This is a genomic window from Desulfovibrio subterraneus, assembly GCF_013340285.1.
Taxonomy (GTDB): Bacteria; Desulfobacterota; Desulfovibrionia; order Desulfovibrionales; family Desulfovibrionaceae; genus Halodesulfovibrio; species Halodesulfovibrio subterraneus.
On the sequence record NZ_BLVO01000004.1, the window covers coordinates 1 to 13,507 of the forward strand.

Genomic DNA, 13,507 nt, shown 5'->3' on the forward strand with positions numbered 1-13,507 from the left:
ATCTGTGTCTTCATGATCAAGGGGGCTAATTCCCTTAATCACGCTAGCTGATATCTTTCTGTCCAACTCGCTATTTAATTGTCAAAGAACCTCAGAGCCTCACAAACGCAACACTTTGTCGCAGAGGCGGATTTTCAAGCTATCGAAACTCCACCACTCCGTCAAGCATCTTTTCAACTTTTTTTCATCACCTTTCGGTGCGAATGTGTTGAGCTGTTTGTGAAAGAACCGTTTCGTTCGCCTCATCGGCGCGGAGGTGGAAACTACCCTAAAACGTGTTTTAGTCAATCGCTTTTTTGAAGAATGTGCATATTATCAAATTAACATACTGAAAACTATGAATAACATTCTACAACATCCTTCTTTTGACCAGCTCTGCACCCCTATCATCATATAGGGGCTTTTGTTTCTCTGGCGATATGGAGCAAGATGCGTTACACACTTCGGCGAACACAAAGGAGTTACTCATGGGATTCATGAATGCAAGCGCCAGCTTCACCCGCTATCATATAACTGAACCTGTGCCTTCCGACCTCTGGTCGCAGGTACCTGATAAACTCAAGCAATTCGCCTTCAAGGAAATTGAGGATACCGCCGAGGAACGCGGCTGGGGTTGGGTATGTTTTGACGACATGCTCGATTCCTTCTGGCGTACCGCACCGCCGGAAAAGGGCGAGTTCATCACCTTTTCCCTGCGCCTCGACACGCGCCGCATACCATCTGCCGTGCTGAAGAAGCACCTTGCACTGGCATTGCGCGATGAGGAACGCAAAATCAAGGAACAGGGCAAGAAGTACGTTTCGCGCGAGCGGAAAAAGGAACTGCGTGAGCAGGTACAGCTCAAGCTGCGCGCCCGCTCGTTCCCTATTCCTGCTGAATTCAACGCGGTCTGGAACATCCAGACGGGCGCTGTGTACCTCGCCTCCACCCAATCCAAGGTTCTGGAGCTTTTCGAGGAATACTTCTCCACCACCTTCGGACTGGACCTTGAGCCCATGACCCCCTACGCCCTTGCCGTAAAGCTCAAGGGAGAGGATGTTATGAATAAGCTCGATACCCTTGAACCCACCCGCTTCGCCTAGGAGTTTATATGGCAGACACTCCCTATCTCGGACAAACCATCGATGTGGTTCTCGGACAGGAATACCTGACATGGCTCTGGTTCCGCAGCGAAACCCGCAGCGGACAGTTTCAGACTCCTGACGGAGATCCCTATTTCCTGTATGTAGAGCAGCGTGTTTCCGTACAGGGCGGCGAAGGTGAAACCCTTGAAACCGCTACCGTATCCGGCAACCTTTCTGAACTGCGCGAAGCACGCCTTGGCCTTTCCACCGGCAAAAAGGTGAACCGTGCGCTTATCCGTATCGAACACGATCCCGAAGCATGGCAGCTTTCGCTGAAGGCAGAAGACTTCGCCCTCGGGGGATTGAAGACGCCCAAGGTGGAAAAAGCCGACTCGGAAGATGACGACCCGGATGCAGCCTTTCTGGAAAAGATGTTCCTGATCGAGAAATGCCTCACCTATCTGGACGCTTCCTACAACGACTTTCTGAACGTGCGCCTGTCTCCCCAATGGGATGATGAAGTGCGTCAGATCGGACGTTGGCTTGAAATGGCAGAATAGGAGACACCAGCCGGATGCCCCTAACCGAGAATGTTCCCACCGCCCTGCGCGGTCTTCTCAAGCGTGTTTTCATCAAGCTTGGGTGGATGCTCCTTGTCCTCTGGGGCATCACCATAATCAGTTTCTGGGTCATCCATCTGGCTCCGGGCTCCCCCACCGACCTGCAGACGTCGATGAATCCGCTGGTCGGGCAGGAGGCACGCCTTCGCCTTGAAAAGCTCTACGGGCTGGATAAGCCGCTGCACATACAATACATCAACTGGCTGGAGCGGCTGGTCCGACTGGATTTCGGCCGTTCCATGTCAGGCGACTACCGCCCCGTATGGGACAAGATTAAAGAGCGGCTGCCGCTTACGGTGGGCATGAATGTCGCCTCCATGGTGCTTACCCTGCTCATTGCCGTTCCCATTGGGGTGGCGGCTGCCTATTATCAGGGCCGGTGGTTCGACTCCATAAGCGCGGTCTTCGTGTTTATCGGCTTTGCAATGCCGGGCTTCTGGCTTGCCCTTCTGATGATGCTGTACTTCGGCATCCATCTGCAATGGCTGCCCATATCAGGGCTTACCTCGCTGGACTACAACAGCCTGACGCCCTTGGGAAAACTGCTTGATATTGCGAAGCACATGGCCATGCCCATCTTCATTTACACGTTCGGTTCCCTCGCGGGGATGTCGCGGTTCATGCGTTCGTCCATGCTGGAAGTGCTGCGGCAGGATTACATCCTGACTGCCCGCGCCAAAGGACTGCCGCTCAGAACGGTCATTTTCAAACACGCCCTGCGAAACGCCCTGCTGCCCGTAATCACCATACTCGGCCTCTCCGTTCCGGGCCTCATAGGCGGATCGGTGATCATTGAATCCATCTTCGCCCTGCCCGGTCTGGGACAACTGTTCTACACGGCTGTCATGGCACGCGATTATCCCATGATCATGGGCAACCTTGTGCTAGGCGCGGTGCTCACTCTTGCGGGCAACATGCTGGCGGACCTGTGCTACGGTCTGGCAGACCCCCGTATCCGCAGCACGGGAGGCGACGCCTAGATGAGTGCCTCCCCCACCAGCCTTGCCGGCAGACTGCTGCACAGGCAGTTCTGGCAGCGTTACGGACTGCTCACGCTGGGTCTGTGCATCGTGGGCATCATGTCCTGCGCAGCAATACTGGCCCCCTGGATAAGCCCCCACGACCCGACAGCGCTTGATCTCAATGCCATTCTTCAGGCCCCGAACGCCCAGCACCCCTTCGGAACCGATGCTCTTGGCCGCGATGTGCTCTCGCGAATGCTGTATGGTGCACGCGTATCACTGTGGGTCGGCTTTGTGGCCGTGGGCATTTCGGTCAGCATAGGCATAGCGCTCGGACTTGTGGCCGGTTTCTTCCGTGGATGGGTAGACGAAGCCATCATGCGCCTTGTGGACATCATGCTGTGCTTTCCGTCCTTCTTTCTCATTCTGGCGGTTATCGCCTTTCTTGAACCGAGCCTGAACAACATCATGATCGTCATCGGTCTGACCTCATGGATGGGAGTGGCGCGACTTGTGCGGGCAGAAACCCTGAGCCTGCGCGAGCGCGACTTTGTCTCCGCGGCACGGCTCGCCGGGGCAGGCAAGATACGCCTGATGGGCCTGCACATACTGCCCAATGCCCTTGCCCCCGTGCTGGTTTCCGCCACACTCGGAGTTGCGGGTGCCATTCTCACGGAATCTGCCCTGAGCTTTCTGGGTCTGGGCGTGCAGCCCCCCATGCCAAGCTGGGGCAACATCCTCATGGAAGGCAAAGAGGTGCTGGAAATCGCCCCCTGGATGTCGCTGTTTCCGGGTTTCGCCATTCTTATCACCGTACTGGGCTACAACCTGCTCGGCGAAAGCCTGCGGGATATTCTGGACCCGAGACTTTCTCAGTGATTGCGCTATACTGAACGGCCCTGACAGGGCTATTACAGGCTGACCGAATGCAGCTCTCCCTTTGCAAACGGACAGGACTTTGGATACAGTTCGCTCTCTGTAACGAATCAACCTTCCCTGACGGGATACCCTCATGCTGGAACTGCTCAGAATCCGTCAATTGGCGCTCATTGACGACGTGGAACTGGAATTCGCCCCGGGCATGAATGTGCTTACGGGTGAGACCGGTGCGGGAAAAAGCTTCATTCTGAAGGCGCTGAATTTTCTCACCGGCGACAAGATGTCTCCGGATCTCGTGCGTCCCGGCGCGGAGAAGGCTCAGGTGGAAGCCCTGTTTGCCATGCCGGACGGCGACGTGGTCATCAAACGCGAGCTGGTTGCCGCAACCGGCCGAAGCCGCCTCTACATAAACGACTCCCTCAGCTCTCAGGATGCCATCCGCGACCTGCGCCCCAGCCTGCTGGTGCACACCAGCCAGCACGGACAGCAGAAGTTGCTGCAGCCTGCCTTTCAGGCCAAGATTCTTGACGATTTTCTGAACCGGCCGGACCTGCTCAGGCAGCGCGAAACCCTGTTGAAGGAATTGCGCACCCTTGCAGCACGCCGCGAAGAACTGCTGGAACGCAGCAGGCACCTTGAGGACAAACGCGAACTGCTGGAATATCAGCAACGCGAAATAGCCAAGGTGGGTCCCGAGCACGGCGAAGAAGAAACCCTGGAAGCCAAGAAGCAGGAACTGCGCAACCAGACCGTCATTCAGGACACCATAGATGCGGCTCTTGCCCTGCTGGGTGCAGGCGAAGGCGGCATTCTGGACGGCTTGGGAAAGCTTGAACGCCACATGGATACCCTGCGGCGCGTTCTTCCCAATTATGATGACGATGCGAGCCTGCTCATAGAGGCACGGCAGAACCTGCAGGATCTCGCCGCACGACTCCGCAAGCAACCTGCCACTTCTCCCGACGAAGACAGCCTTGAATCCATTGAGGCGCGCCTGTACGAACTGGCGCAGCTCAAGCGCAAGCTCAAGCGTTCGCTGGACGAGATTGTGGACCTGCAGACCGAGATCGAAGAGAACCTTTCCTTCATGGATTCCTGTTCGCTCGATCTCAAGCAACTCGCCAAGCAGGAAGCAACGCTGCTGGACGGGCTTGCCCTGCTCCTCAAGGAACTCAATCCCCTGCGCAAGATTGCCGGCGAGTCACTGTGCACGGCGATTGTTGCCGAGCTGAAGGGACTGGGCTTCTCGGAACACGTTCAGGTCAGATTCGAATTCAAACCTGCCGAGCTATTCCCCGGCCGCGCAGACTGCATTGAAGAGCGCCCATCCCTGCTCTGGATACCCAACCCCGGCCAGCCGCCGCAGCCTCTGGACAAGATTGCCTCGGGCGGCGAACTTTCGCGCTTCCTGCTGGCAGTTGTGGGCATCATGAACCGCAAGGAAACGCCGAGTCTCATCTTCGACGAAGTGGATGCCGGTGTCGGTGGCCTTACCCTCAATGCCGTGGCGGACTCTCTGGACAAACTGGCCGACCATCAGCAGGTGATTCTCATCACCCACTGGCCCCAGCTGGCAGCCAGAGCCAAAAGACATTTTCAGGTTCGCAAGGAAGTGCGCGAGGGCAACACCTACACCCTGTGTCAGGCGCTTGATGACGGTGCCATATGGGAAGAGATCAGCCGCATGGCGGGTGGAGGCGAACAGGGACAGGCCATGGCGAGAGAACTTCTCGCCTGAGCAAGATAGCTACTTGCCGGAACAGTTTTTTTCAGGCTATTGACATGAAAGAACTTTCCGCACCTGTATTACAAGGCAAAGGTATTCATGACTCAGGATCCGGCCAACGGCGGCACCCCGCAGCAGCGCCTTGCTGCATATTGGAGCGTGCTCAAGGAGCACAAGGAGAAGAAGACCATCCGCGAACTGATGGAACGCGAGGTGCTGCTCTGCTTCATTGCCACCAACAAGGACCGCATTAACGAATACCCGCTGCTGCCCCCGCAGCAGCACGCCATTATCGATTTTCTCACCACCCGCGCGCAGGGCGACCCGCTCCATGCGCACACCAGCGCCCTTATCACCTTCTTCATCAATCAGCTGAATAAGTACGGCGGACTTCTCACGGCAGGAGACACCGCCGGTGCAGAAGGTGAAGTGGCCGATCTGGTCAATCAGGAATCGCTGCTGCTCAAGGCCATTCAGGCTGTCGTCTACACCACGGCGCTCACCGTGGACAACTTCAGTGAAGTGCTCATCCGCCATTACGGAGAAGAATCCCTGCCCGCCATAGACGCCATCATGGAAAAGGTGGAACTCGGCGAGCGCTTCTGGAAGGAGAACTTCGACCACTTCATCACCAAGCTGGCCGACGGGGCCTATCGCGAAATGACCGCCAACCAGCTGTATATGGTGCGGCGGGAAAAATCGCAGATTGTCCTGCGATTCTGTTTTGACGACATGCTCAGCCGCCTCAAACGCACCAACAAGAGCATTGAAAAAACGCGTGCGCAGAGCGTTTACGAAACATCGCTGCGCACCTTTGAAGCGCGCAAGGCACGCAAACGTCTAGCGGACCACCTGACAAAGCTTTCCCACAAGCCGGACTACCCCTTTGCCCCGGCAGATATTCCCTATATCGCAAGCATCCTGTGCATGGATTCAGCCGGGCTTGCGTTCGAGTCCGCCTATACCATGCTGCATGCAAACTCGCTGGCAGAGCCGCTCAAGGGAGCGGACGGTGAAGAACTGACGCAGCAGGGAGCCCGCTTCATTTTCGAACAGATGCTCACCATGGCCTGTGCGACATCGGTGAGTCTGGGCATACTCCGGCAGGATTTCCAGAAATCCCTATCCATGTTCGAAAGCAAGGAAGCCGCCCAGATCATGCACCTGCTCGGGGTCTTTGATCTGGAATCCATAGAGCGCGCCTTCTTTGCCATGCTGGAACTGCAGTTCATCTCCATCATCCGCCAGCGGTCAGGCGAAGACAGCGGCAAAATGCAGATCCGCAGCACGCGCCTGCGCAGAGTCAGGGAAGAAGAGGTTGATACCCTCATGGATCTTGGCCTTAACCGCATACGCAAAAACAAGCTGTGGGTGAAAGACCCGGACAACGAGGAATATCTGCTCTTTGCCCAGCAGTCTCCGGCAGATTTCAAAGCCATCATGGAAATCATGCACCTGGAGCCACAGCTTGCCAGAGCAGTGCTCACGCTGTGGCAGCATGCCCACAACAAGGTATTCATCAGCGTGCACCTGAATCTGGACCTTATCTCCCGCACCACGACCAATCTCAACCAGCGGCTTGCGGAAATATTCCTCCGTTTCGGCACGCTGGGCCCGGGAAAGAAAAAAGGCATCTGAAACTGATCGTTCCAGATGCCTTTCATTTCAAACTGCTGTGCAGCTATTCCCCTTCTTCACGAAGGGCAAAGTTCACTTCCAGCCTGTTCAGATTCACTTCGGTGAGCCACAGAAGCACCCTCTGCCCCAGACGGAACCTGCGCCCCGTGCGCTCGCCAATCAGTTCCTGACGTTCGGGCAGATACCCGTAATAGTCATCGTTGATGGTGGAAACACGCACCAGCCCTTCCGCCATGACCTCTTCAAGTTCCACCCAGAAGCCGAAGTCTGTCACGCCGTTGATGATACCGGTGTACCTTGTTCCCACCTTATCGCGCAGGAAGAGCACCGTGAGCCGCTTCAAGATCTCGCGTTCGGCTTCCATGCCCTTACGCTCGCGTGCGTTCAAGTGGTCGGCAATGCCTGAAAGCTGCCCCGGACCGGGATTAGGCCCATAGCCGGGCACCTTGAGGGCATGCTTGAGCGCCCTGTGCACCACAAGGTCCGCATACCGCCGGATGGGCGAGGTGAAGTGGCAGTAGCAGTCCGATGCAAGACCGAAGTGGCCTTCGTGCTCCGGCGTATACACAGCCTGCATCATGGTGCGCAGCGCAAGGCGGTTCACGATGAATTCCTGATCTGTACCCGCTGCCACTCTCAGCACATGCTGCAGGGCTTCCGGCGTGGGGTCCATAGGAACATGCTCGGCCATATCCGTACGCTGAAGCGTCCTGAACAGCCCGAGCAGTTTTTCTCCATCCGGGTCGGGGTGCGAGCGGTACAGGAAGTTCTCTCCCCGCTCGGTGAGGAAACGGGCCACGGCCTCGTTGGCCGCGATCATGAACTCCTCGATGATCTGATGCGAGAAGTGGCGCACCCTGCGGGTGATATCCACAGGCTCACCGTAAATATTGAACTTCACCCCGGCTTCGGGCAGATCGAAATCAAGGCTGCCCCGCTGCATGCGCTGTGCACGCAGCTGGCGGGCCAGATCCTCGGCAGTTTCCAGCATGGGCAGAACAGGATCAAGCACCAGACGGGTGTCCGCATCCTTTTCTTCCAGCGCCTTGTGCACCTGCTCGTAGGTCAGGCGGGCCTTGCTCTCGATAACCGCCGGATAGAATTTGGATTTACCGTAGCTGCCGTTGCTGTAGAAGTAAGTTTCCGCCACCATGGCAAGGCGCGGCACACGCGGATTGAGGCTGCACAGCCCGTTGGAGAGCGCCTCCGGAAACATGGGCTCAACCGACTGGGGGAAGTAGTAGGAGTTGGCGCGTTCCTGCGCCTCCCTGTCCAGCGGAGAATCCACAGGCACGTAATGGCTTACGTCCGCTATGGCCACCCACAGGCGGAACCCGTCCCCCTGCGCCTCCACATACACGGCGTCGTCAAAGTCCTTTGCCGTCTCGCCGTCAATGGTCACGAAGGACATGTGGCGCAGGTCGACACGGTCCGCAAAATCCTCCTGCGCAGGCAGGGCAGGCAGGCTTGCCGCCTGTTCCAGCGCCGAGGGAGGAAAGACGGTAGGAATGTCGTTGTTCAGCTTGACCAGACGTTCCTGCACATCGGCGCTTTCTTCGTTGCCAAGGCTTTCCAGCGCAACGGCGCTCCACAGGCCGTCTTCGACCATCTCTTCGGGGCGCACCACCAGAAGCTCGCCCTTGGCGGGTTTGCCGTCCAGCACGTCCGTGTTCACCATGAGGGATATCTTCAGGCGCGGGTCAGAAGGACGACACAGATAGCCCCCCTCGCCGCCGAGCTTGCGCACGACCTTGCAGGTGAGCGTTTCGTGCGCCCGTTCCAGAATGCGCACTATGCGCCCTTCCTGATTCTTGCCCTGCTGGCGTCCCGGCAACAGCGCCACCACAACCTTGTCGCCGTGCATGGCACCGCCAAAGTCGTGAGGAGCCACAAAAACGTCATTGCGCTTGCGGTCTTCCGGCAGCACAAAGCCCACGCCGGAGCGCTGCACTTCCAGCGTGCCTGTGATCATCTTGAGCTGTTCGGCCAGCCCCCACGCCCCGCCTCTCAGGCGGAGTATGCGCCCCTGATCCTTCAGTTCCTCAAGGCGCAATTCCAGACCGCGCTTCCAGCGCTTGCTGATATTGCCCATGCGGAGCAGATCGTCGATCTTCATGGGACGACGTGCTTCCTTGAACATGGCAAGCACATCATTCTGCGAAAGGGAAAATTCCGCAGGATTTTTCTTTTTCGATTTCATCATCAAAATTCCTCAGGCAGACTGCAATGCCTGCCATCTGTTCCCCCACCATTCAGGGAAGGTGTCGGGGGTATTCCAGGCCGGACCGAATACGGTCTTCAGAACCAGTGTCCACACGGACACATCCGCAAGACCGAGGTCCGCCACTTTTACTGCATCCTTTGGCGTGCAAAGCAGGGGAAGCCCCTCTTCCGCCATGGATCTCACATCGTCAGGCGTGTAGTCGTGATGATCGGGAAAAACATGATAGCGCGAAGGCGACATGCCGACATACGACGCCACTGTCCGTTCAACCTGCGCGGGCACACCGACTCCGCTGAACAGGGAATAGCCGTTACGGACAATCATGCCGGGGGAAGTGACAATATCTTCTCCGAGAACGGACTGCATCCCCACGGGCTGGAGTGAAAAACTGAATACCGGCACGGAGAGGCGCCCCAGACGCTTCTTCACATCGGGCAGCAGCGCTGCAAATTCCGATGGAGAGCACTTGATGAGAATGGCGCCAGCACGCGTCAGGGCATCTGCCCCTTCGCGCCATGAACCGGAAGGAATAACGCAATTCCATTCCGACTTCAGGTCATCCGGCCGCAACAGAACAAGATCTATATCACGGCGCACCGCAAGGTGCTGAAATCCGTCGTCCATCACAAAAATATCAGGCGCAAGGCTCTTTTCCGCCCATGCACCGGAACGCCTGCGCACAGGGTCCACCACTATGCGGGCCTGCGGGTGCTGCCGGGCCAGCATCAGGGGCTCATCTCCGGCGCAGGATGCCGGGCTGTCTGCCTCCACCACATAGGGCAATGTGGGCGGCGTGGCCTTGTAGCCGCGGGTCAGCACAACGGAACGGAGTCCCTCCTGCCCTGCCCAGTCCAGCAGCCAGTCCACCACGGGGGTTTTACCGCTTCCGCCCCAGCCTATGTTCCCTATGGAAACCGTGGGCACGGAAGGCCGAAAAACGTGAGCCGCCCCCTTTTCATACCGCTGCCTGCGAACAGCCATGGCCGCACCGTAGACCAGTCCCAAAGGCCGCAGCACCGGCCGCAAAACCCGCTGCGCCTGTTCACAGGCTCCTGAAAGTGTACATCCCGCTGCCATGGCAACTCCATTATCTTATGGAGAAAAAACGACCAACCACTCCCCCGACAACCAAAACACCGATAGCGGGCGGGCGCATCCGGCCCGTTCATGCCACCTGCGGGCAAGGCCTGCGCACGGAACAAGCAAAGGGAGCCCGAGGCTCCCTTTGTTCATATCAACTTGCGAGATGCCCGTCATGACAGCGGCATCCCGATTCCGTGTATTTTCAGCTCACGATACGGTTTTGCCGATGGCACAATACATCAGCCGCACCTGTTCGTCGAGGCTGAGTTCGTTCCTAGTCTCTGGAACCGCCGAAGAGGCGCAGCAGGAAGAGGAACAGGTTGATGAAGTCAAGGTACAAGGTCAGCGCACCGAGGATGGAACCGCGACGGATGGCGGTTTCATCGCCCATGGGCATGGTTTCGCCCATGTAGCGCAGCTTCTGGCTGTCATATGCGGTAAGACCGGCAAAGATGATCACACCGATGATGCTGATCACCATATCCATGGGGCCGTTACCGATAAACATGTTGATGATGGAAGCAATGATGAGGCCGAAAAGACCCATCATCATGAACTGCCCCATGCCGGTCAGGTCCTTCTTCGTTACCATGCCGTAAATGGACATGGCCGCGAACATACCTGCCGCCGTGAAGAAGGCATTAAAAATGGTGCTCGATGCATACACAAGCAAAATGGCGGAAAGGGTAACGCCGTTCAACGCGCTGTAAGCAAGGAAAAGGCCGGTCGCCGCAGAGCCGGACAGCTTGTTGATGCGTGCGCTCAGGTACATCACCAGACCGATCTGCCCGATGAAGAGCATGATGGTGATCATGGCGTTACCAAAAATGAGCTGCAGCATGGATTCACTGCTTGCGACAGCAAGAGCAGTCAGCGCGGTAACACCGAGTCCTGCAGTCATCCAGCCGTATACGCCGCGCATAAAGGCATTAACAAGTTCGCCACGCCGTGCACCGGCAGTGCTCACGGTTCTTCCGAGCATGATTCCTCCAAAAAATGGGTCATTGTTTACTGTCTTGAGATGTCATAGGATGGCAACTATGCGCCATCCCTAACCGACACCGATGTTAGAGGTAACAATCATTATACCGGTTGGCAAGGGCGCACCGTATCATATATTTTCATATTGTGAACCGGGAACCGCAGCGCAACGAACTGCGACATATTGAATCGCCCAAATAGCACACTTCCCCGATCACGCAACCATGCAGCCCCGTGCAGGAAGCCGACATGACGCAATTACAGGAAGGCAAAAACAACAGAGTGCTCTTTGTCGACGACGAGGCCAACATTCTGGCCAGTTTCAAGCGGACGCTCTGCAAGCGTTTCGACATAACCACGGCCACCAGCCCTCTTGCCGGGCTGGATATCATCCGCGATCACCCGACCTTTGCGGTTGTCATTTCCGACCTGAAAATGCCCTCGATGAACGGGGTTGAATTCCTGCACGAGGTACGCAGCCTTGCGCCGGACACCATACGCATTCTGCTCACGGGGTATGCGGACACGGACGCATCCGTTGCAGCCGTGAACGAAGGCGCCGTGTTCAGATTCCTCACCAAACCCTGCCAGACGGAAACGCTCATCAGGGCCATAGAAGCGGGGGTAAACCAGCACAATCTGGTCGTATCCGAACGGGAACTTCTGCGTGGTACCCTGCGCGGCTCCATAAAGGTGCTCTCTGAAGTGCTGGCCCTGACCAACCCGGAGGCCTTTGGCCGCAGCGAACGCATCAAGCGGCATATGGTGGCTCTCTCACGCCATTTCAACAGGCAGGATGCCCTGAAACTGGAGCTGGCTGCCATGCTCTGCCAGATCGGGTGCGTTACCCTGACATCGGAAGTGCTCACCAAGCAGATGCACGGGGAAGAGCTCGACGGCGAGGAACAGCAGCTTTTCGACATGCACCCGAGCGTGGGGTACGACCTGCTCAACCATATTCCGCGCATGCGGGATGTGGCGCAGATCATACAGCAGCAGAATGTTCCACTGGGCCACGACAAGGATCTGCATTTCGGATCGCGCGCGCTGAAGATCATGCTGGACTACGATACTCTTCTCTCTCGTGGCATGGTGCCGGGCGAAGCCCTGTTGCACATGCGCGATACCAGAGGGGTGTACGACAAAGAAATTCTTGCAGCCTTTCAGCAGACCGTGCTCGATCAGGAAGTGCAAATCACCGACGAGCTGTATCTGGAAGACCTGCGTCCCGGCCAGATAGCGGCGCAGGACATAGAAACCAGAGACGGCGTTCTTCTGGCCAGCAAGGGGCAGGAACTCTCGGATGCATGTATCGCCCGCATCAGAAACTTTGCCAAGGCCTACGGACTGGATGAACCCATCCGCATGATCCTGCCCGATCAGCCCGATCAGCCCGATCAGGAAGAGAGCGCCGATCCCCCCGTCTAAAGGGCGCGCATCCACTCGGATTTGATGGGAACATACCCGTCTATGGCGGCATCCAGCCTTTCCAGCGCGGCAGCCTTGTCCTTGGGCAGGCGCACGCGCATGGGCAGGTGGTTCGAGGCGTGGTTGGTAAGAAAAATGCCCGAACGGATATCCGTTGCCGACAGCATCTCGCGCAGTTCGCGCAGCAGCCCCTGTGCATCGGGCATTGCAAATTCACCGCGCCTGCACTGCTCATGCAGAAGAGTATCCGGTAAAAGCATGAGGCTGAGCACGCCTATGAAATCCGGCGACATGGCACTCAGCACCCTGCCCGTCTCACGCGCATGGCGCATGCTGCCTTCCACCCCGCCCAGTCCGACAATGACGGAAACATTCAGCTTCATTCCGGCTGCGGAAACACGCCGTGCCTGCTCTATGAGCTGGGCAGCAGTCACATGCTTGTTCACCCGCCGCAGCACCTCATCATCCCCCGACTCCACTCCCATATAGACAAACGAGAGTCCGAGCCCGCGCAGCTCGGCCAGTTCAGCATCCGATTTACGGCCAACGGACATGGCGCTGCCGTAAGTTCCCACTCGGGTCACCCAGGGCAGATGTGTGCGAATGGATTGCAGCAGGCGCACAAGCCGGGCCTGTGGCAGCGACAGACAGTCGCCGTCGCACAAGAAGAGACGGCGCATCCCTCTGAGCCGCTCTGCGGCCCAGAGAATGTCTGCCTCAATCACGGCATCATCCTTTATACGGAATGATTTGTCCTGATAGGCACCGCAGAAGGTGCACCGATTATGGGGGCAGCCTGTGGTTACCTGCAACAGAATGGAATCTATTTCACTGGGGGGGCGTATGATGTCGCCTTCGTAATGCATGCGTTCTCCTTACAACTTCCGCTAACCGCTTTTGCG

11 protein-coding genes are annotated in these 13,507 nt (G+C 57.3%); 7 read left to right on the forward strand and 4 right to left on the reverse strand.

Going from position 1 to position 13,507, the window contains the following annotated elements:
- Window positions 1-467: 467 nt before the first annotated feature.
- From rdgC to HUV30_RS00520, 6 genes are all read left to right on the forward strand, one after another.
- The gene (gene rdgC / locus HUV30_RS00495) at window positions 468-1,082 is read left to right on the forward strand and encodes a recombination-associated protein RdgC (RefSeq protein ID WP_174403447.1); all 615 of its coding nucleotides are present in this window, start codon (window positions 468-470) and stop codon (window positions 1,080-1,082) included.
- 8 nt (window positions 1,083-1,090) lie between these two features.
- Window positions 1,091-1,624 carry a hypothetical protein gene (locus HUV30_RS00500; protein ID WP_174403448.1) on the forward strand — a complete coding sequence of 178 codons (534 nt, stop codon included), beginning with the start codon at window positions 1,091-1,093 and terminating at the stop codon, window positions 1,622-1,624.
- Between the two features lie 14 nt (window positions 1,625-1,638).
- On the forward strand, window positions 1,639-2,664 hold the full coding sequence (locus HUV30_RS00505) for an ABC transporter permease (RefSeq protein WP_174403449.1): 1,026 nt from the start codon (window positions 1,639-1,641) through the stop codon (window positions 2,662-2,664).
- Complete coding sequence (locus tag HUV30_RS00510) at window positions 2,665-3,525, forward strand: ABC transporter permease (protein ID WP_174403450.1); 861 nt, start codon at window positions 2,665-2,667, stop codon at window positions 3,523-3,525.
- Between the two features lie 133 nt (window positions 3,526-3,658).
- Window positions 3,659-5,263, forward strand: coding sequence for a DNA repair protein RecN (locus tag HUV30_RS00515; protein ID WP_174403451.1), 1,605 nt, complete (start codon window positions 3,659-3,661; stop codon window positions 5,261-5,263).
- A gap of 87 nt (window positions 5,264-5,350) precedes the next feature.
- Entirely contained in the window at window positions 5,351-6,889 is a 1,539-nt protein-coding gene (locus HUV30_RS00520) for a hypothetical protein (RefSeq protein ID WP_174403452.1), read from the forward strand.
- A gap of 43 nt (window positions 6,890-6,932) precedes the next feature.
- On the opposite strand, the gene rnr is transcribed toward HUV30_RS00520, so the two are convergent.
- From rnr to HUV30_RS00535, 3 genes are all read right to left on the reverse strand, one after another.
- Window positions 6,933-9,092 (reverse strand): ribonuclease R, encoded by a 2,160-nt coding sequence (gene rnr / locus HUV30_RS00525; RefSeq protein WP_174403453.1) that lies wholly within the window; start codon window positions 9,090-9,092, stop codon window positions 6,933-6,935.
- A gap of 9 nt (window positions 9,093-9,101) precedes the next feature.
- Window positions 9,102-10,190, reverse strand: coding sequence for a tetraacyldisaccharide 4'-kinase (gene lpxK / locus HUV30_RS00530; protein WP_174403454.1), 1,089 nt, complete (start codon window positions 10,188-10,190; stop codon window positions 9,102-9,104).
- Window positions 10,191-10,470: 280 nt separating this feature from the next.
- Window positions 10,471-11,178 (reverse strand): Bax inhibitor-1/YccA family protein, encoded by a 708-nt coding sequence (locus tag HUV30_RS00535; RefSeq protein ID WP_174403455.1) that lies wholly within the window; start codon window positions 11,176-11,178, stop codon window positions 10,471-10,473.
- A 248-nt stretch (window positions 11,179-11,426) separates the two neighbouring features.
- Here HUV30_RS00535 and HUV30_RS00540 point away from each other — a divergent pair, with 248 nt between their 5' ends.
- Window positions 11,427-12,605 carry a response regulator gene (locus HUV30_RS00540; RefSeq protein WP_174403456.1) on the forward strand — a complete coding sequence of 393 codons (1,179 nt, stop codon included), beginning with the start codon at window positions 11,427-11,429 and terminating at the stop codon, window positions 12,603-12,605.
- Here the strand turns inward: HUV30_RS00540 and HUV30_RS00545 are convergent.
- Window positions 12,602-13,471 carry a radical SAM protein gene (locus tag HUV30_RS00545; RefSeq protein WP_174403457.1) on the reverse strand — a complete coding sequence of 290 codons (870 nt, stop codon included), beginning with the start codon at window positions 13,469-13,471 and terminating at the stop codon, window positions 12,602-12,604. The two genes, HUV30_RS00540 and HUV30_RS00545, sit on opposite strands and share 4 nt — an antisense overlap.
- Window positions 13,472-13,507: the final 36 nt, after the last annotated feature.